We start from the raw sequence: 21,685 nt of genomic DNA on the forward strand, positions 1-21,685 counted from the left end.
AATAAAAATGCCGCAACAAATCCAGGGATTTCACCTTTCTCCTCAACAGAAACGTCTGTGGTTATTACAACAAAATAGCTCGGTTTACTTGACTAACTGTGCTATTCTCATCGAAGGCAGCTTACAAGTTAATATTTTAAAAGCGGCTTTACAAAAAGTTATTGATAGGAATGAAATACTGCGTACTAGTTTCCATAAAACAAAAGGTATAAAAATTCCTATTCAAGTTGTAGAGAATAATGTTGCTTTATCTTGGCATGAAAGCACTTTTTTAGCAGCAAATATTGAGAATATTTTGCAAGAAAACAACCAGCAAGATATTGATTGGCAAAAAAGCTCTTTATTACATACAACATTGCTCAAGCTGTCACCGGAAAAGCATATATTACTAGTAAATTTACCTGCAATGTGCGCTGACACAGCATCATTAAATAATTTATTAGCTGAAATTAGCTGTTGCTATAGTGCTAGTTTACTCGGTGATGAGTTGGCTGATGAACAGTTGCAATATGCTGATATTTCTGCATGGCAAAATGAACTACTTGCAGCAGAGGAGACAATTACCAGCAGAAAATATTGGCAACAACTAGATATTTCTCAGCTTGAGAATTTTAAATTATCTTTTGAACAGCAGTTTTCTCAATCGCCAGAATTTCAACCTCAGTTTGTGAAGCTGTCAATTCCCAGTGAGTTCAGCAATAAAATAGAAAATATTGTTAAAAAATATCAATGTTCAACAAGTGTATTCTTTCTAGCTTGTTGGTTAATTTTACTCTGGAGACTTACCGACGAATCAAAGCCAATCATTGGTTTAGGTTGCGATGGTCATAATTATGAAGAACTAAAAGCAGCAATAGGTTTATTAGCCAAATATTTACCTTTGACCTGTGAATTAACAGAAAAATCTCGCTTCAGCGATATCTTAAATAAACTTAGTGCTTCTACAACTGAATTAACAGAATGGCAAGAGAGTTTTGCTTGGGAACAAATTGCCGAAACCAACCAAGATAATACAGAACAGCCATTTTTACCATTCTGTTTTGACTTTGAAGAAGCTGCAAATCAATATGATACTGCTGGCATATTATTTAGTATTTATCAAAAATCTGCTTGTATTGACCGATTTAAAATTAAATTAGCTTGCACGCGCACTCACAATCAAACAGTTAACGCAGAATTCCACTATGATGCTAATCTGTTTTCCCCAGCAGATATTCAACGTTTAGCTAGTCAATGGCAAACATTGTTAATCAGTGCCGTTGAAAACCCCTCTGCAACCATCTCACAATTAAATATTCTCAGCAACACCGAACGCCAGCAAATTTTAATCGATTTCAACAACACCCAAACCACAGAATTACAATACGAGTGCATTCACCACTGGTTTGAACAACAGTGTAATTCCACACCAGACAATATTGCAATTGTATTTCAAGACCAGCAACTTACTTATCAAGAATTAAATACTCGCGCTAACCAATTGGCTCATTACCTGCAAAAATTAGGTGTAGGGCCAGATGTATTAGTGGGAATTTGTGTAGAGCGTTCCTTATGGATGGTTATCGGCTTATTAGCTATCCTCAAAGCTGGTGCAGCTTACGTACCTTTAGACCCGGCTTATCCGGTAGAACGTCAAACTTATATCATTGCTGATACCAATACACCTTTAGTCTTGACGCAGCAACATCTAGCGGCTAGTTTACCAGATATTCAACTTCTTTATATTGATACTGAGTGGTCAGCGATCGCTCTAGAAAAAACACAAAATCTCGTCACTCAGACAACTTCTCAAAACCTAGCCTATGTTATCTATACATCCGGCTCAACTGGTAAACCCAAAGGAACATTAATTACTCATCAAGGACTAGTTAATTACCTGAGTTGGTGTACCCAAGCCTACAATGTTGAGCAAGGAACAGGTACATTAGTTCACTCTCCTTTGGGGTTTGACTTGACAGTTACCAGTCTGTTTTCACCGTTACTCGTAGGTCGTCAAGTAGAACTTGTACCAGAAAACCAAGGAATTGACGCACTCTCTACAACTTTACGCCGCAGTCATAACTTAAGTCTAGTCAAAATTACACCTGCACATTTAGATTTACTCAAAGGACAACTATCACCTGAAGAAGTAGCCGGACGTACACAAGCTTTTATTATCGGTGGCGAAAACTTGTTAGCTGAAAAGTTAACATTTTGGCAAGATTTTGCCCCCGACACAATGCTAATTAATGAATATGGCCCAACAGAAACCGTAGTCGGTTGTTGTGTTTATCAAGTACCAAATAATCAGCGTGATTCTGGGTCAATTCCTATCGGTAAACCCATCGCTAACACCCAACTTTATGTATTAGATAAATACTGGCAACCAGTACCTATTGGTGTAGTTGGTGAACTGTATATAGCTGGTTTAGGACTTGCTCGCGGCTACTTGAATCGACCGGAATTAACTGCACAAAAGTTTATCCCCAACCCCTTCAGCAACAAAGCAGGAGAACGCCTTTATAGAACAGGTGACTTGGCTCGTTACCGTTCAGATGGAACTTTGGAGTTTCTTGGACGTATCGATAATCAAGTTAAAATTCGCGGTTTTCGGATTGAATTAGGAGAAATAGAAGCAGTATTAGAGCAACATCCAGAAGTTAAGGAAATTGTAGTTATTGCCCGCGAGGATGCGGAGCGAGAAAAGCGTTTAGTTGCTTATGTTGTAGTTAATCAAAAACCAGGCATTTCTATTAGTGAACTACGCAGTTATTTATTAGAAAAATTGCCTGAGTATATGATACCTGCGGCTTTTATCAAGTTAGATGCTTTGCCACTAACACCCAACGGCAAAGTAGACTATCGAGCTTTACCCGAACAAGCACAACTTGATTTAGAAGAAACCTATGTGGCTCCTCAATCTGAGCTTGAGCAAATTATTACAAATATATGGCAAGAATTATTGCATATAGAAAAAGTCGGAATTCATCACAATTTCTTTGATATCGGCGGTCACTCATTACTAATGGTTCAGGTTCATAGTAAACTCCAAAAAGCCTTAAACAGAGATATATCAATGCTTGATATGTTTCAGTATCCAACTATTAGTAAATTTGCTAAATATTTAAATCAGGAACAAGAAAAAAAACCTGATTTACCTAACTATGAACTGAGTGAAAACCAGCGAGAATCCAGAAAACAACGTAGGCAACTTAGACAAGAACATCGAGCAACAAGTAAGTAGGAGGAGTAAGCTAATGAATAACTCAAATACATCTGATTGTCTCGATGAAATAGCGATTATTGGTATGGCTGGTTGTTTTCCTGGTGCTAAAAATATTGATGAATTTTGGCAAAATCTACGAGACGGTGTAGAGTCAATTTCTTTTTTTACTGAAGACGAGTTGCTCAATTCAGGGGTAGAACCTGCTTTGTTAAATCAACCTAATTATGTAAAAGCCGGAGCTATATTAGATGATATAGAATTATTCGATGCGTCATTTTTTAACTTTAATCCTAGAGAAGCAGAAATTACCGATCCACAACACCGTTTCTTGCTTGAGTGTGCCTGGAATGCTTTAGAAAATGCTGGTTACGACAGTGAAACCTATTTAGGTCGGATTGGTATTTTTGCTGGCGCAAGCATGAGCAGTTACTTTTTGGCAAATCTGTATTCAAATCGCCAGCTGATAGAATCCGTAGGTGGTAAGCAAATTGCGATCGCCAATAGTCAAGATTTTTTACCTACCCTAATTTCTTATAAATTAAACTTGCAGGGGCCGAGTGTAAATGTCCAAACCTCCTGCTCTACTTCATTAGTTGCGGTTCATCTCGCCAGCCAAAGCTTACTCAACGGCGAAAGTGATATAGCTTTGGCTGGTGGGGTTTCCATTGGAGTACCGCATAAAACTGGCTATCCTTATCAACAAGGGAGTATTTTGTCTCCTGATGGACATTGCCGTGCTTTTGATGCCAAAGCACAAGGAACAGTTAGCGGTAACGGTGTAGGTATGATAGTTTTAAAGCGGTTAGAAGATGCGATCGCAGATCGAGATACCATTCACGCTGTCATCAAAGCCTCCGCTATCAATAATGATGGTTCTGCAAAAGTTGGCTACACTGCTCCCAGTATCGAGGGTCAAGCCAAAGTCATAGCCGAAGCACTAGCTGTCGCCAGAATCTCCCCAGAGAAGATTAGCTATATAGAAGCTCATGGTACAGGAACAGTTTTAGGAGATCCAATTGAAATTGCTGCACTCACACAAGCTTTCCGCGCCAAAACTGACAAAAAAGGTTATTGTGCCGTTGGCTCAGTGAAAACTAATATTGGACATCTAGATACTGCTGCTGGTGTTACAGGTTTAATCAAAACTGTTTTAGCCCTGAAACATCAACAAATACCCCCGACTCTGCATTACCAACAACCTAATCCCAAAATTGACTTTGCTAACAGCCCCTTCTACGTCAATCACCAGCTGTCACAATGGAATTCTGATGCTAATCCTCGCTATGCAGGAGTCAGTTCCTTTGGTATTGGTGGTACTAATGCCCATGTAATTTTAGAAGAAGCCCCAGTTATTGAACAGGAGAACAAGGGGAAGCAGGGGAGAGGGTATCAGTTATTGGTACTCTCTGCTAAAACAGCATCAGCACTAGAGACTGCTACTACAAATTTAGTTAAACATCTCCAGCAGCACCCCAACCTTAATTTAGCTGATGTTGCTTATACCCTAAGTGTAGGTCGTCGAGCGTTTGAACATCGTCTTGTCGTAGTTTGCCAAAACCTTGACGATGCAGTGCAAGTTTTAGAAGCAAAAGATCCGCAACGAGTTTTCAGCCACCACAGCGAACTGTCTACACAACAAGTTGCATTTATGTTTCCCGGACAAGGTACTCAGTATGTAAACATGGCTAAAGAATTGTACCAAACTGAGCCAATCTTCCGAGAACAAGTAGACTACTGCTGTGAATTACTCAAACCTCTTTTAGAAATAGATTTACGTAGCGTTATCTACCCGCAACCAGAACAGCAAGAAACAGCTGCTTTGCAGTTACAGCAAACTTATATCACTCAGCCAGCGTTATTTGTCATTGAGTATGCTTTAGCTCAGTTATGGATGTCTTGGGGTATAAACCCAAGCGCCATGATTGGTCATAGCATTGGCGAGTATGTAGCTGCAACTGTGGCTGGTGTATTCTCCTTAGAAGACGCACTCCTGTTAGTAGCTACTCGCGGCAAATTGATCCAGCAACTGCCATCAGGGACAATGTTAGCTGTACCAATGTCAGCACAAAAAATTCAACCCCTGCTAAACAAACAACTTTCTCTAGCTGCAATCAACAGTCCAAATTTGTGCGTAGTTTCGGGAACCGAAGCAGCAGTTGCGGAATTACAAAATCAATTATCTCAACAAAGTGTTGATTGTCGCCGTCTGCATACTTCTCATGCTTTTCATTCCCAGATGATGGACTCAATTCTAGAGCCATTTCAGGAGTTACTCTGCAAAATTCAACTAAATTCTGCCAAAATTCCTTTTATTTCTAACGTCACAGGTACTTGGATAACCACAGCACAAGCAACAGATGGGAAATATTGGGTAAAACATCTCCGTCAAACAGTGCATTTTAGTGAAGGAATTGCTAAATTACTGCAAAAGCCAGAGCAAATTCTCTTAGAAGTAGGCCCAGGACGCACATTAACTACCTTAGTTAACAAGCAGAAGGTAGCAGAACAGATAGTGCTTTCTTCACTGAGACATCCACAGAACCAGCAATCAGATATTGTATTCTTGCTCAATACACTCTCGCAACTCTGGTTGCAAGGAATCCAAATAGATTGGACACAATTTTATGACCATGAACAACTTTATCGTATTCCCTTACCTACATATCCATTTGAAAAGAAAAGATATTGGATTGAACCATTAGTTAATAGTGAAGTTAATTCATCACCCGAAGCAGAAATTATAGTGCCACAACCAACATTTATAAATAATACTTTGTCAATCCTCAAAGAAATTTTTAGTAATTCTCTTGGCATCAAATCATCCGAAATTAATATTCATACCCCTTTTCTAGAAATGGGTATAGACTCTCTATTATTACTGCAAATTAACCGCGCCATTCAAGAACAGTTGGGTGTGCAAATTCCTTTTCATATATTTCTGGAAGATTCACTAACAATTGATTCTCTAGCAGCTTATATCACTAAAGAAAAACCTCAAGAGCCAATACCCACCGTTACACCATTATCAATTCAAAATCAGTTTACACCAGCACTTGATCGCCAAGAAGAACAACCACAAAATAGTAATGTTGAGCAGATTCTTTTACAACATCTTCAGGTAATGTCTAAATTGGTAGACTTATTGCCTCAGAAAGATTTACTTACTCAAAATTTGTCTTCTACTGTTCTTAGAAGTCAACAAGCTGCTCAAATTTCAACCCAACAAAATTCCAATCTCACATCTAACTCAACTAAATTAGAGCCTGATAACCAGCATAAAAATCATGAAAAACTCCACCCAAAAGGGGGTGGAGTTTTTGGGCATTGGGAATTGGGCATGGGGCATGGGAAAGAACATACCAATGCCCTATGCCCTATGCCCCAAGAGGCGGGGCAGCTATCCCTCTCCACCCACAAGGGGATGGAGTTTCCCGCCGCTTTCAATAAATTAACTCCCATATCAGCAACTCAAAAAGAGTCAGTAGCGTTATTGACTCCCCATCAACAGAAACATTTAGATAGTTTAATTACACTTTTTGTGAGCAAAACTCAAGCATCAAAACGGCTTTCTCAAGATTACCGTTCCTATCATGCTAATAGCAGAGCAGTTACAGGGTTCTTTCCTGATATTAAAGAGATGATCTATCCTATTCACGGACAACGTGGAGAAGGAGCCAGAATTTGGGATGTTGATGGTAACGAATACGTAGATATCTCTATGGGATTTGGTACGCTTTTATTTGGTCATTCACCATCTTTTGTGATTGAAGCACTACAGCAACAAATTCAACATGGCATATTACATGGCCCACAATCGCGTTTAGCTGGTGAAGTAGCAAAATTAATCTGTGAACTAACAGGTGCAGAACGAGCAGCTTTATGTAACACTGGCTCAGAAGCCGTCATGGGAGCAATACGCCTAGCACGCACTGCTACAGGACGCTCTAAGATAGCTTTATTTGCTGGTTCTTATCATGGCAACTTGGACGAGGTTTTAATCAAAGGAGTCATGACTGCTGATGGAAACTTATCTTCTGTACCAAAAAATTTAGGAATTCCTCAGTATATGGCTGAAAATGCCATCATTCTTAATTATGGCACTCCTGAATCATTAGATATTATCCAAGCTCATGCCCACGAGTTAGCAGCCATTCTCGTTGAACCAATACAAAGCAGTCGCCCAGATTTGCAACCTCAAGAGTTTTTATCTCAGTTAAGACAACTTACCCAAGAGACAGGAATTGTCTTAATCTTTGATGAAGTAATTACCGGCTTTCGGATGCATCCAGGTGGTATTCAGGGGTTGTGGGGTATTCAAGCAGATATCACTACCTACGGTAAAGCGGTTGCAGCTGGTATCCCCATTGGGGTAATAGCTGGCAAAGCTGCTTTCATGGATGCATTAGACGGTGGTATGTGGAACTATGGTGATGAGTCTTATCCTCAAGGAAAAACCACCTTTTTTGCAGGCACTTTTTTTAAACATCCTCTGGCAATGGCGGCTGCTTGGGCGGCATTAAATCACATTAAAACTTATGGGTCTAAACTGCAAGCAGAACTAACTGAAAAAACAGCAAAATTAGCCAAAACACTGAATAACTTCTTTGAAGAACAACAAATACCAATCCGAGTTGTTCATTTTGGTTCGCTTTTCCGTTTTACTTTCCAAAATAATTCTGTACTAGGTAATTTATTCTATTACTATTTACTAGAAAAAGGAGTTTACGTTTGGGAAGGACGTACTCTTTATTTATCGACAGCACATACTGAAGCCGATATAGAATATATCATCCAGGCTGTGAAAGAAAGTGTAGTAGAAATGCAAGCAGGTGAGTTTCTACCACCAACGCCTATTGCCAATTTTTCGCCAATTAATTGTAGTCAAAAAGAACTAGAAGCACCCCTGGTCACCATTCAGCCACATGGCTCTAAAAAACCTTTATTTTTTATTCATCCTATCGGAGGCAATGTTTTTTGCTATAAAGAATTAGCACGTTGCTTAGATTCCGAGCAACCTTTTTATGGACTGCAAGCACCGAGTCTGTTTGGAGAATGTGAACCATATACTCGTATTGAAGATATGGCTGCTCACTATATTGCAGCAATGCAAACTGTACAGCCACAAGGCCCCTATTATTTAGGCGGGTGGTCACTGGGAAGCTTTGTAGCTTTTGAAATGGCTCAACAACTGCAACAGCAAGGTCAACAGGTTCCTGTACTCATCTTATTAGATAATGTTGCACCCAATTCTCACAAGCAACCTATAAATACTCAACAAAATGATGAGTCGCGAATTTTAGCGAGTTTTGCCTACGATATTGCCAGTTCGTCAGACAAAACTATCTCGGTATCCTATGAATATTTTCAACAAATGCAGTATGAAAAGCAATTAAATTATGTTTTTGAGCAGTTGCAAATTGCTAACTTAATCCCAGCTAATTTTAGCTTTGATAACTTTTGCTTGTTTCTCAAGGTTTATCAAAGTCACCTCCAAGCAAGTTGGAATTATGTAGCACAGGTATATCCAAATCAAATGATTCTCTTGCGTGCTAGCGATAGCAATGAAGGTTTTGATTATTCTCACGATCCTAGCTGGGGCTGGAGTAAATTATCTTCTAAACCAGTGGAAATCTATACAGTTCCGGGTACTCATTACACAATGCTTGCGAAACCTCATGTACAGGTCTTAGCAGAGCATTTGAATACATATTTAAATCAGATAGAGCATGGACTAATTGTTAAGTAACACAACCATAACTTAAGCTACCAAAAATTCAGCTTTGATAAATCCGATAAAATCTAATATGCAACAACTTGAAATTCCCAATAATCCGATTTCAGAAACAACAGATAATGATGTACAAATCGAGTTCAATGCTCTACAACAGCAGCATTTAGAGACATTAATTACTCGTTATACAGAACGAACCAAAACATCAAAACAACTAGCGCAGAAATATCGTCCTGTTTTTGCAAATAACAGGGGTGCTGTGGGGTTCAATTTACTTTTTAAAGAAATGTTTTATCCCATTCTCACCGAACGCTCTCTAGGCTCTAGAATGTGGGATGTTGATGGTAATGAATATATAGACCTCACTGGTGGATATGGAATACATTTATGTGGTTACAATCCACCATTTATCAAAAAAGCTATTTTTGAGCAACTTGAATATGGCATACAAACTGGCCCACAAGCAGCACTAGCTGGCGAAGTTGCTGAGTTAATCTCTGAACTGACGGGGATGGAACGAGTAGCTTTTTGTAGTGTCGGTACAGAAGCCATGATGCTCGCACTACGCATAGCACGAGCCGCGACAAATCGTCATAAGATTGCCCTATTTTCTGGTTCTTATCATGGTATTTTTGATGGAACTTTAGTTAAAGCAGAGACGACAGATGGTAATCCAAAAGGAATTCCAGAGTATCCGGGAGTAACACCAAATGTTGCTGAAGATGTTTTGGTTCTAGAGTACGGAAGTCCTCAAGCTTTAGAGATAATTAAAACCTACAAGCAAGAATTAGCTGCTGTTCTTGTGGAACCTGTGCAGCAACATCAGCTTGGTTTTCAACCCAAAGCATTTATTCTACAACTGCGCCAATTAACTAAAGCATTAGAAATACCGTTAATCTTTGATGAAATGAATACTGGCTTTAGAATTCATCCAGGTGGCGCGCAAGCATGGTTTGGAGTTGAAGCCGACATCGCAACATACGGAAAAATAGTTGGTGGTGGTATGCCTTTAGCAGCTGTAGCTGGTAAAGCTGTTTATATGGATAGAATTGATGGCGGTATGTGGAATTACGGCGATATGTCTGCTCCTGATGTTCCCGTTACCTGGTCAGGAACTAGCTACTGTAGGCATTCTCTCTCTTTAGCTGCGGCGCGTGCTTTGTTACAGCATTTAAAAACGGAAGGAGTAAGTCTACAAGAACAGTTAAATCAACTTACATCACAATTTGTAGAGAGATTTAATGCTTACTTTGAAGTTGAAAAACTACCCATTTATCTATCAAATTTTGGCTCGTTTTTCAATGCTAATGTATCTGAAACTTCTGAGATAGCAACAGAACCTACATTTTTAATAGGTCTGAGGCTTATATTTAATCATATGATTGTTCGAGGTGTTCTGATGCCAAAAGGCGATGGTTTTTTGTCTGAAGCCCATACAGAGCAAGATATTGATTTGATTGTTCAATCTGTTCAAGATAGTGTTAAAGAACTAAAAGAAGGTGGGTTTCTACTTAGTTAGTTAGTTATCGATTTATCAAGCAAAGTTTAAATGTTTGTAGAGGTTTGTCAACTATCTTGATTAATAGATAGAGTACAAGTATCAACATATCCAAACAACAGAATCATTAGCTTGAATAGATAAAATTTTACTAAAATTATAGGCTAGGAAATCAAATGAACCAAACAACTTCAGAAGATACAACCATTTATAAAGTTGTAGTTAACCATGAGGAACAATATTCTATTTGGCCTGCTGACCGGGAAAATGCTCTTGGGTGGAAAGATGCAGGGAAAAGTGGGCTGAAATCAGAATGTTTGGAATACATTAAGGAAGTTTGGACTGATATGCGACCCCTAAGCTTAAGAAAGAAAATGGAGGAAACATCTAGCAAAAATTCAGTATAAATTAATTCTCGATTGCTATTTGTAGAGAGATTTTATTTCTCTACAATTATTTTATTTTAGAAAATAAAGAATTAAAATTTTCATTAATACCTACATATTAAATAGGAATCCGCTTTGATTCCTGAAATTATTTGCGTAGGGAGAGAAGAGGGAACAGGGAACGGGGAACAGGGAAGAAGAAATAAAAGTGTACTTAGGTTTTTTCAAAAATCAAATATGAGTCCTAAATATCAACTCTTGGGTAATTTGCCCTAAATCAAATCCTTGAGGTGATGTGCGGCTATTTTGCTTTTCTTGATATTAATATGTTTCAAGTAGATATTTCGTTAAATCATCCAGAATAGCATTAGCTGAGAGGACACTGCCAAGTATCCAGGAACCAGAATCAACAGTGTAAACTTTCTTATTTCTAACTACATTCAGTGTTTGCCACAAAGGAGTCTCTTGATATTTTTTAAATAGTTCTGTTGCGCCTGGATCTACTGCTACAAATAAAACATCTGCATCAAGTAAATCTATACGTTCTAAGCTCAATATTATCAAAATATCTTCAGGTGTTTTAATCAACTGACTTTGTTTAACTGGCATTGAAATTCCGGCTGCTTTCACAATACTGCCAGGAAATGAAAATTGGGAATGAAACTCAGGAAGTTGCTCACCACCATGAAACCTGCTAACAGAAACTTTTAATGTGTCAAGTTTATTTCCTAACTCTGCTCTAATAATTTTAAGTCGCTGTTCGTATTGGGTGATTAATTCTTCAGCTTTTCCACTGTTATTAGTAAAAGAACCTATTTGTCGTAAATGCATTTGCCAATTTGTATAAGAATAGTTGGCTTTAACTGTAGGTGCTATTTGTGAAAATATTTTATAATTTCCTGAATCTATTCCATACACACCAACAATTAAATCCGGCTTTAATTGCAAGATTTTCTCTAGATTAATCTGTGGTTCTTTTCCTATATAATTTACCCCTATAAGCTTGTTTTTAAGCAGATTCGCTTTGCTGCCAGCAAAAGCAGGATGTGGTATTCCTATTGGCTTTAAGTCTAATGCAACTAAAGCTTCTAATGCTATTTGATCTACAGCAATAATACGTCGCGGTTTTAGGGGAACACAAGTTTCTCCTAATTCATGCTGAATTAATCGGCATTCTGAAGTTGGCGATATTTTATTTGATAAGTTTGGGTTTGAATAGTGATAACAAGCAGTAACTAGCAAAAAAGTTAGTACAAGTAATAAACTACGAAATTTATGTAATTTCACGATTTTCTCTAATTGTTATAATTTTCAAGTTTTGGCAACTTTAACTCACTAAAAAATCCAATCAGCTTGCTCATTAGCTAAAATATTCTCAAACTTTCCTTGTGCTACAATCCTACCTGCTTTCATCATAATAATTTGGTCAGCACGGCGTAAAACATAACGGCGATGAGACACTACAAGACAGGTTGGTGTCCAATTTTGTTTTTCACTATTATTATTAAATATCCGCGACCATAAAGCTAGTTCTGTCTCTATATCTAAAGCACTAGAAAGGTCATCAAAAACCAGCAATTCTGGTTGACGCACAAACATACGCGCGGCGGCTAAACGTTGCAATTGTCCACCAGACAATCTCACTCCTTTTGCTCCTACTAAAGTTTCCATTTTGTGATTCATGGTGGCTAAATCTTGTTCAAATACTGACATTTTTAGGGCTTTTTCAATTTCAGAATCATCTTTTTCTAAGCCAAGTAAAATATTTTCTCTGAGTGTATAACTAAACAATTGGGGAATTTGAGGAGTATAAGCACTACGAGGTGGGACAAAGAAATTAGCAGGGTCTTCTACTAGCAACCCATTCCAATAAATAGCCCCCGCTTGCTTGGGTAATAGTCCTAATAAAGTTCGTATTAGTGTTGTTTTACCAGAACCGATACGACCAGTAATTACGGTCAAACTACCACGTTGTAGCTGAAAACTGATGTCTGTGATTCCTTGGTTAGTACCGGGATAGTGGTAAGTAAGGTTAGAAATAGTTAATAATTGTAAGCGATCGCTCTCTTGTCTGTGTGGTTGTTCTAAAGGTGGAAGTTTTGGTTTGCGATCGCCTACGGTGGGCGGAACGCCATCGCCTATACTTGGGCGTAGCCCATCGCGCAGGTTATTGAGATAAAGTGGATTTTTGGCTACTAAGGTGTCTGCTGTCGCACCAGAAAGCAACGTTGTCATCCGTTCAAAGGAGACTTCGGTTTGCTTGTACAATGCGATGAATCGCCCTAAAGAGTTGAAAAAGCCAGTCACAAAGGCCAGATTATAAATAAATAGAGCAAAATCACCTACAGTCAAGTTGCTAGTTTTGCTCTGAATTAATACAGCAGCTAGCAGCAAAATTAAACCCGTTCCTAGGTTTACCATGTTTTGAAATACAGAATCTAACATGGCATTTAATAAACTATCTCTCACCATTACTTGGCGGCGTTGATCATTGAGAGTGCGAAAATGATCCAGCACATCTTGTTCTGCACCAGCTACTTTAATTGCTTGCACTGAACTAAAGATTTCGCCTAAAATTCCTGTTACTTTCTCTGTTGCTTGGCGGCTAGCCTTGCGGTATCTTTTAATGTAAGTTTCTGCTTTTTGAATAATGGCGATCGCACCAAGCAAAGGCAGAAACACACACAAGGTCATTTGGACATTAACGCTTAATAAAATTCCTAGACAAAGAATAGCAAATATTCCTTCTCCCAGCAGTTCTGAAACCCATGCTACATTGTCTTCTATTTGTTGAGCATCATCCCGAAAATAACTAATAATTTCCCCTTGAGATACAGCTTTTTCTGCCTCGCTGTTAACAATCACAGGTTGAGCAGTAGGATTATTTAATAAACGTTCTAATAGATTGCGTCGTAGCAACGAACTCATGGTAAAACGGTGCTGGGTTTTGGTTAAGCGCCCAGCAAATATTGTCCCAATATGCCCTAAATGTAGAGTTACCAACAACACAATCCATGCTACAGGTGTTAACCCAAATTGTGCTTTATTTGTGAGGCTATTAAAGAATTCTCGGATAATTAATCCAGGGATTGCAGGCAAGCCCATAATTAAAATCCAGAAGCAAGTATCGATTGTGTATAGTTTTGGTTGATAGCAAATTAAGTTCCATAATAATTTCCACCCTTGGGCTTTTTTAGTCGCGGATAACATAATATTTAGTCATTACAAGAAGAGTGTGAGGCAATACTGCTCGGTTAAGGATTTTCAACTCGGAATTTGGTTTGGGGAAAAGGTGAAAGGGTAAGGGTTAAAGGTTTTTTCTTGCCCCTTTTACCCTTCTCCTTTTCCCCTTAACCGACAAGTATTGGAGTGTGAGGTTAATTAGTGTCACCAAAATTAAACTAATAAATCTGTCAAACCAGTCTTGAGTAATTGAGCAAAGCGGGAATGGGAATTTTGCATTAATTCGTCTCGCAATCCATATTCGCTGACCCGACCTTTATCTAAAATGAGGATTTGATTTGCTCTTTGTACGGTTGCTAATCGGTGCGCGATAATGATGCCTGTACGTCCAATTAATAGCCGATCTATAGCTTTTTCAATCAGTTTTTCTGTGATGGGATCGAGGCGTGAGGATGCTTCATCTAAGATGACAAGACCAGGGTCTTTCAGAAAAACCCGGGCAAATGCTAATAATTGCGCTTGTCCTGCTGATAAGCCGCTACTATCAGGCCCCAATTCAGTGTCTAAGTCTTTGGGTAATGAATGTAGCCATGCAGATAATCCCAACATCTCTAAGGTTTCATAGATGCGCTCGTCGCTAATATTTTGGTTAAAGAAGGTGAGATTGTTGCGAACTGTGGTTTGGAATAATTGCACATTCTGAGTTACTAGTCCGACGTGCTGGGGTAAGTCTGTTAAAGGAGTCTGGTTGATAGGCACATTTCCCAAGCTAATTATTCCTGATTGTGCGTCATATAACCTGAGTAATAGGCGCGCTAGTGTGGTTTTACCGCTACCTGTACGTCCTAATAGCCCCAACACATGGCCGGGTGGTAAATGAAAAGATATATCTTGCAGGATTAATTCTGGTTTTGTATTTGGCTTTGTGATGCGTAGCCTCGTAGAGGCTTGTCCTTTGACATCGCTATAGCTGAATGAGACATTGGCAAATGTCACAGAAAGTGCGCCATGAGATAGTTTCTGTTCACCTCCAACACTCAGTGGCGATCGCACTTGAAATAAGTCTTGAATACGATAGATACTAGCTTCCGCTTGTTGCAAATCTTCTAACTGAGTGCGGATTTGCTCAATTGGTTCGCTTAAAAGTGTAGTGTAATAGAAAAATATGTATGCAGTGCCGATGGAAATTGCTTTTTGATTCCAAAGGTAGAGAGCTACAGCTAAAGCAATCACATTACCTAGAGTAAAGATACCGTTAGTTGTCGTCCAGAGGATTGTATCTGCAAAGCGGGCTTTGTGATAGGTTGGTAGCCAGCGTTGCAGAATCTGATAGAAGCGGTGCATCACATAACTTTTTGCACCGTTTGCTCTGATGTCTTCAATACCAGTTAATTGCTCACCTAAAAACCCAAAAAACTCTGCGTTGACTTGGCGATAGCTTCCCCAATAGGGAACGGCGATGGAACGCAGACTAATTAGAGTAGATAATGCTGTAATGGCGAACAATGAAATAGCCATCCCAGCTCGCCAATCTTCGGCGAACATCACCACAATTACACCCAAAATCAGTAGCAAACTACCTAAGATGTAAACGCTAAATTTCGAGAAAAACTTAGAAAGATTTTGAATATCTCCGTCTACTCGTTCTACTAATTCACCAGGTGTAGTCATCTTGTGAAAAGATAAATCGAGTTTCAGACAATGCTCCACTAAATCGGCACGTAAGGCATTAGTGGCTGTCCAAGCAACGTTTTCGCCGTAGTATGTAGCGGCAATTGACATTAATTGCGTTAATATAGCTACGCCAATAAACAGAAATGCGGCTAAGAATAATTTCTGCACTGAACCGCCTGCTACAGCTGTATCAATGAAATTACGTAGAATTTGCGGGTTGAGCAACTGCAAGCCAATACTAGCTAATAGCGCGATCGCAAACTTGACAACGCGCCCCTTTTGAGGCTTGAGATAGTCTATTAATAAATCCCCAAACTGTTTTAGACCAATTTTCATAACGTCGCCAAATATCAGCCAGAAATGTTCTGGATGTTGTATTCCAATCAGAACTAATTGAGAAAAATATGCAAAAACAGTATACTATATAAATGCTTAGGGACATCCAAATAAAAAAATATCCCAGTATGTATTGTGGGGTGGACATCTTGTCCGCCCAGTTTATGTGGCGGGCATCTTGCCTGCCACACAAGATGGAATAATTTATTTCTTGGAAATCCCTTAACAACCTAGGAAGAATTCTTTTCTACTAATTTAGTGCTAATTAATTTCAATAAAATTAGGATTTGCTGACTTTAGAGACCTCCACAAAAAGAAATGCCCAATTGTCATTGCGAATGTAGCGTTCGCGTAGCGTCCCGTTCGCGTAGCGTCTCCGTCAGGAGAAGGGAAGCGAAATGAAGCAACCGCAAAATATTGGGATTGCTTCACTACACTCCGTTTCGCTCGCAATGACAGCTTTTGGATCAATCATTCTGTGGAGTTCTCTTAGCAGTACAAAAAGGCAAACTAGCAAAAATTCATCGTTCCAAATCCGAGTGACTGACTATTGTTAATTTTTTGTGGTGTGTAGGTCATATGGTGAGCAATCAGACTCATAACAAGTGCCGTTTCTGTTCAGAGATTTCCCAAGCTAATGGTGAAGACCCTATTGGTTCTGCGAATGCAGTGGCACAATATTTAATTATTGAAACTCAACAACCTTGGCCAGATCTGATGTGGATTGAAGCTGAACCTATGCCGCCAGGGGTTGTGGAAGCATTGAATTTTTTGAACTATGTTACCGAACCGGAGAATATTCGGCCGTTGGCGATCGCGCCTGATCGAGAATACTCTATACCTGGTTATAAGCATGTATTCCACTACCGCCAACCAGCCGGGTTATTTGCTGAGTATGAGAAACAAGCATTTCTCGTACCGGATGCTGAAATTGGTGCTTTAGCGCTAGCTTTAATCAAAGAACCAGAAAAGCTCGGAGATTTTGAACAATATCGGCAAGATAGTAATCATATTAGAGAATTACTTGTTTGCATCCACGGCAACGTTGATGTTGCTTGTAGCAGATTTGGTTATCCTCTTTACAAAAAATTGCGTTCTGAGTATGGTGCTTTACCTCATAGCAACTTGCGTGTTTGGCGAAGCAGCCATTTTGGTGGTCATCAATTTGCACCAACCCTAGTTGATTTACCTCAAGGACGCTACTACGGTCGTTTACAGCCAGAAATTTTAGATTTATTAGTATGGAATCATGGTTCCGTCCAAGAACTTTATCCTTACTATCGTGGATGGGGTGGTTTACCCTATTTCGCGCAAATTGTCGAAAGAGAAATATGGATGCAAGTAGGTTGGAATTGGCTAGGATATCAAAAATCAGGTCAAATCCTTGCTGAAGATCAAATTAATGAAGAATGGGCAGATGTTCGGATTGATTTCACCACACCAAATGGAAGTATTGGTGCTTATCAAGCCAAAGTAGAGGTTAGTGGTTATGTAATGACTGCTTTTGACTCCGGAGAAAATCAACCATTGGAAGAAATTAAGCAATATCGTGTTAGCCATCTAGTGGAATTAGAGTTTGAATCTGTATCAGATTTTTCGTGAAGTTATTTTTACTTTATGTGAAACTCTCGTCTTAGGTGGTGATGAGTTCCACAATATCTGCGTCACCTGTTAGGGGTGCAAAGTCCCGATATGCTGTTAATGCATCTTGTTTGACTTGTTCGGGAACGATGGGGAATGTGGTGAGGATATATGCAAATTCTGCTTCGGTTAAACCGTAGAGGTGAGCTATGATTCCGTCGAGTTCTGCGCGGAGTTTGGCTCTTTCGCTTTCGTCGGTGACGACCTTGGTGTGGGAACCGAGTCCAACTTCTTGTGCTAGTTCGTCAAATTCTGGGGTGGTGCAAATGAGTTTGGCAGCACGTTGTACAATGTCGGCAAAAGTGCGATCGCTTTTTGTTAGACGTGGGACTGGTAACTGGTAAACATAGAACATATTGCAATGTGCTGTTACTTTCTGGCGAATCACAAAATCGCAAGCAAAGCTATTCAAAACCGCACAAGCAAATAATAATTCCTTCTGATTAGTCAACGGTTGCGATAAAACTAGGGTATTCCCAGCAAAGACTTTGGGTGGAATAATACCAGCAATCATTGTGCGAATATCTGTATTTCTTGCTACATCTCTAAAGCCAAGACGATAATTTTGATAATCTAAGTTTTGACCTTCATCTTTCCTATTCCTTCCTAATGCAGCTTGTCTTCCTTCCTGTTCATCTACCCAATATCTCGGTTCAGCAAATTGATGGGTAAATTGATGAATCATCTTACCTTCATAAAGTGGTAATCTTCCCTTTCCTGGTTGCTGTTTAAATAAATAACTATCATTTGTCATATCAAATTCACGAGTCAATCGTAAATTCCACTTATGATCTATCTTTTCACCTAGCAAGGGAAACTTCAGCATTTTCTCAGCAATACGAACATCGACCTCGTTTTTAAATTCCATTACCGAAAGAGAATCAGGTGATAGTTTCCGCACCATATCAATGGTAATTGGTAAACTCTCATCACTAGGAAACCTTTGAAGTTCTTGCACATCATGACGCATAAAAGCAGATGGAAATTCTGTTGTTTTTCCACCCTTCACAAATGTAAGTACAACAAATTTAAAACGACTATCAACTTCTTCAAAAATTGTTTTACGATTTTCAAAGCAGAATAAACCTGTAATATTTGTTTGATTAAACAACATTTCTCGTAGTTGTTTAGCACCTAAGTCAGTATAAATACCACTAGGAATTACAATTCCACACTCACCATTTGGACGCAAAAGGTTAAAGCACTGTTCGAGAAATAATTTGTAGAGATTAATATCCGTCCCTGCTTTCTTTCCATTCACAACCGAAATCTGATTTTTGTACTGTTCAGATGAACGAAAATAAGCACTTACATGAGGATATTGACTTTGATATTCTAACCAAGCTGCTGCAACTTCAGGATTTTCTAAAAGTCTTTTCTGTTCTTTTTCAAAAACCTTAATATCCATCTTATTCTTCGTCACTAATTCATTATGCTGTGCAAAGAATTCTTTCGCCTGGGGCTTAAAAATTTCCCAAGGTGGATTAGTAATAATCGCGTCAAAACCACCCCTTCCTAAAACCTTATCAAAATGATAACCCCAGTGAAAAGGCTTCAACGCAGCAATATCATCAACATTTAAAACCCGCTTTTTTGGTTTACCAGTTAACTGAACTTCCTCATATTTAATACCTAAACGCGTGCTAAATTCATCCAAAAGCAAAACATTTAATTTTTCTTGTGACTTATTATTGATATTATCAATAGATGCCCGCAGCAATAAAAGTCTTTTATCTTGATGCGTCCCATCATCCAAACCAGCAACTTTCTCCTTTCCAGGGATAAAAGCATGTTTTTTATACAATTCAATTGACTTATTCTTCTCTTCTAAAATTGACTGATATGTATAATAAGAACTAGATTGAAATAAACTTAATTGCAAATCGGGATTTTCTTGTTTATATCCCCGTGCTTTTGCTTTCGCTGTTAGTTGAACCTTATCAAATACAGTTGCATCAACTTTCATCAATCCAATCAGCGAATTACCCGCCATAATATTAAAATCAATATTAGGCAATGGTTCTAATTGATTCACATCATGAGCAGAAGACACCAAAGCTAAAAATAAGCGTAGTTTAGCAATTTCTGTGGCTTCCTCCATGATGTCAACACCATAGAGATTATCAGTAACAATCCGTTTTTTTAAATAGTAAGATATAGATTGATGTTTATCTCGAATATCTTGAATTTGTTGCTTTAAATTTGCATCTCCTATAACATCAATCATCCCAATTACTGCACCGTAAACTAGGATGAGTGTTTTCATCGCCGCCACAAGAAATGCACCAGAACCGCAAGCAGGGTCAAGAATTGATAATTTTGGCAGAATATCATTAATTAATAAACGACAGATATTTGCATCTAGTTTAAATATCAGTTCGTTATAATCTTCAAAAGGTCTATATTTGTCGGATAAAGAATCATTAACGCGGTCTAAAATTAGTTTATGAATCGTTCTATCACAAAGATATTCGGTTATTTGTGGACGAGTATAATAAGCACCAAACGCTTTTTGGTTAATATATTTTTCAAAAATATACCCCAAAACATCGGGCGATATTTCATCATCTTTCCCTTCTGGCGTATCGTCTAAATTCCAAGAATACTTAGCAAATAACTCTAAAACTTTTTCAAATGCTATATCAGGAATTGAAATATTATTTTCTTGTTCAATGCGATGTTGAAGGAATAATCCACCATTGAGATATTTAATTACCCCTACCAACTTTTCTACTGATGGGTCACGGTCTTCTTCTGGTGTAGCAAAACTGTCAAAAAATAATACTTTTAGAAAACTACTATAAAAAAGATTCTCACCTTTATCTTTACTTTGATTGAGTCGATTTTGTAAATAATTTAAATCTCCATTATCCAGAAAACTCTTACGCTGGAGAAAATAAACAAACATCATCCGATTGAGAATCACCGATGCATACCAACGTTTATCAGCCTCGTTGTCGATTCCTTTTATATGCTGTAAAAACTGCTTATGTTCTTCTTGAAATTCTTTATAAAATTTCTTCGTTACAGGTTCTACATCAAACGCATCTTGAAGACGACGTGCAATTTCTACAACCGAAAGATTATCATCTTCGAGTTCGGTAATATCAATAACTAAAGAACCAAGCTTACTTAAAAATAAATCTCCCGGTTGACCCTTGACATACAAAGGCTCACGAATATAACTTTTATTTTCTTCTCGCTTCACCCAATACCAAAGACTTCGAGTACGCTGACCATCAATAAATATCAACAGATTTTCAGCGATTAAATTAGTAACTTCTTTGTGAATTGCAGCCCGAATTTTTGCATCAGGAATATTACCCTCTGCGGCTGTAACTTCAAAAATAGCCACACCAGAACTCTCAGCAATTCGCTGGTATTGGTAAGTTTTTTCTTCAATTTCCAAGGTTACAGCTTTTTTCTGCGAAGAATCTGACCAACCCAATTGTTGAATAAACAAATCCTGAAATTGAAAATTATGTAATAATTCGCGTGTTTGTTGAAAATTCAGTGTCATGATATACTACCCTGGCAGATAAAAATAGAATTTTGTATAGTAAAAAACGAGCATAAAAAATATGCCCATAGAGCAAAGTCTTGGAGAGGCGGCCCTTAATAAGGATTTATTTATAAAAACGGAATAATACTGGTACTTTGATAACCTTTTACGCTACAAAAAGGCTCAGTTTTTATACTGTCAAATCGCCAGTTTTTCTATGAGCATATACCGCAATTAGTAGTATATTTGCGGTTAAAATTTAGCCGTATAAAAATAATTTTTTGATTAAATCGCAGCCTATAAGCCCAATAAAAGCTTAAAGACTTGTCTAGTAAGGCTTTAGAGAACTATAGATAATTACTTAGAAAAAGCTAAAGATAGTGTCAGTAACACTGAAATAAACAATAAAATTAATGTACGCTTATGCGTATTTATTTAGGGTTTGCTCAGGAATGCGATCGCAAGATACAGCATATTTCAGGTAATTGAGTTGGCAGTACCAATGCCCCTACAATCAACGATTATCTGT

General features: G+C 38.4%; 9 protein-coding genes. 5 read left to right on the plus strand and 4 right to left on the minus strand.

What is annotated here, in order from left to right; translation table 11 throughout:
- Positions 1 to 7 precede the first annotated feature (7 nt).
- From HGR01_RS29120 to HGR01_RS29135, 4 genes are all read left to right on the plus strand, one after another.
- A complete protein-coding gene (locus HGR01_RS29120) occupies positions 8 to 3,223 on the plus strand; it encodes a non-ribosomal peptide synthetase (RefSeq protein ID WP_045872205.1) in 3,216 nt (1,071 codons plus the stop codon).
- A 13-nt stretch (positions 3,224 to 3,236) separates the two neighbouring features.
- Positions 3,237 to 8,951, plus strand: a complete 5,715-nt coding sequence (locus tag HGR01_RS29125) for a type I polyketide synthase (RefSeq protein ID WP_052335296.1) — start codon at positions 3,237 to 3,239, stop codon at positions 8,949 to 8,951.
- A 58-nt stretch (positions 8,952 to 9,009) separates the two neighbouring features.
- Positions 9,010 to 10,455 carry an aspartate aminotransferase family protein gene (locus HGR01_RS29130; protein ID WP_081584083.1) on the plus strand — a complete coding sequence of 482 codons (1,446 nt, stop codon included), beginning with the start codon at positions 9,010 to 9,012 and terminating at the stop codon, positions 10,453 to 10,455.
- Between the two features lie 155 nt (positions 10,456 to 10,610).
- Positions 10,611 to 10,841, plus strand: a complete 231-nt coding sequence (locus HGR01_RS29135; protein ID WP_045872204.1) for an MbtH family protein — start codon at positions 10,611 to 10,613, stop codon at positions 10,839 to 10,841.
- A 300-nt stretch (positions 10,842 to 11,141) separates the two neighbouring features.
- On the opposite strand, the gene HGR01_RS29140 is transcribed toward HGR01_RS29135, so the two are convergent.
- The 3 genes from HGR01_RS29140 to HGR01_RS29150 all read right to left on the minus strand — a co-directional run bounded on the left by HGR01_RS29140 (position 11,142) and on the right by HGR01_RS29150 (position 16,013).
- The gene (locus HGR01_RS29140; protein WP_045872203.1) at positions 11,142 to 12,107 is read right to left on the minus strand and encodes an iron-siderophore ABC transporter substrate-binding protein; all 966 of its coding nucleotides are present in this window, start codon (positions 12,105 to 12,107) and stop codon (positions 11,142 to 11,144) included.
- 48 nt (positions 12,108 to 12,155) lie between these two features.
- On the minus strand, positions 12,156 to 14,030 hold the full coding sequence (locus tag HGR01_RS29145; protein ID WP_045872202.1) for an ATP-binding cassette domain-containing protein: 1,875 nt from the start codon (positions 14,028 to 14,030) through the stop codon (positions 12,156 to 12,158).
- A 186-nt stretch (positions 14,031 to 14,216) separates the two neighbouring features.
- Complete coding sequence (locus HGR01_RS29150) at positions 14,217 to 16,013, minus strand: ABC transporter ATP-binding protein (RefSeq protein WP_045872201.1); 1,797 nt, start codon at positions 16,011 to 16,013, stop codon at positions 14,217 to 14,219.
- Positions 16,014 to 16,592: 579 nt separating this feature from the next.
- Here HGR01_RS29150 and HGR01_RS29155 point away from each other — a divergent pair.
- Positions 16,593 to 17,615, plus strand: coding sequence for a sucrase ferredoxin (locus tag HGR01_RS29155; RefSeq protein ID WP_045872200.1), 1,023 nt, complete (start codon positions 16,593 to 16,595; stop codon positions 17,613 to 17,615).
- Between the two features lie 31 nt (positions 17,616 to 17,646).
- Here HGR01_RS29155 and HGR01_RS29160 read toward each other — a convergent pair whose 3' ends face one another.
- The gene (locus tag HGR01_RS29160; RefSeq protein ID WP_045872199.1) at positions 17,647 to 21,174 is read right to left on the minus strand and encodes an Eco57I restriction-modification methylase domain-containing protein; all 3,528 of its coding nucleotides are present in this window, start codon (positions 21,172 to 21,174) and stop codon (positions 17,647 to 17,649) included.
- Positions 21,175 to 21,685 lie beyond the last annotated feature (511 nt).

This window comes from Tolypothrix sp. PCC 7712, assembly GCF_025860405.1.
GTDB lineage: Bacteria > Cyanobacteriota > Cyanobacteriia > Cyanobacteriales > Nostocaceae > Aulosira > Aulosira diplosiphon.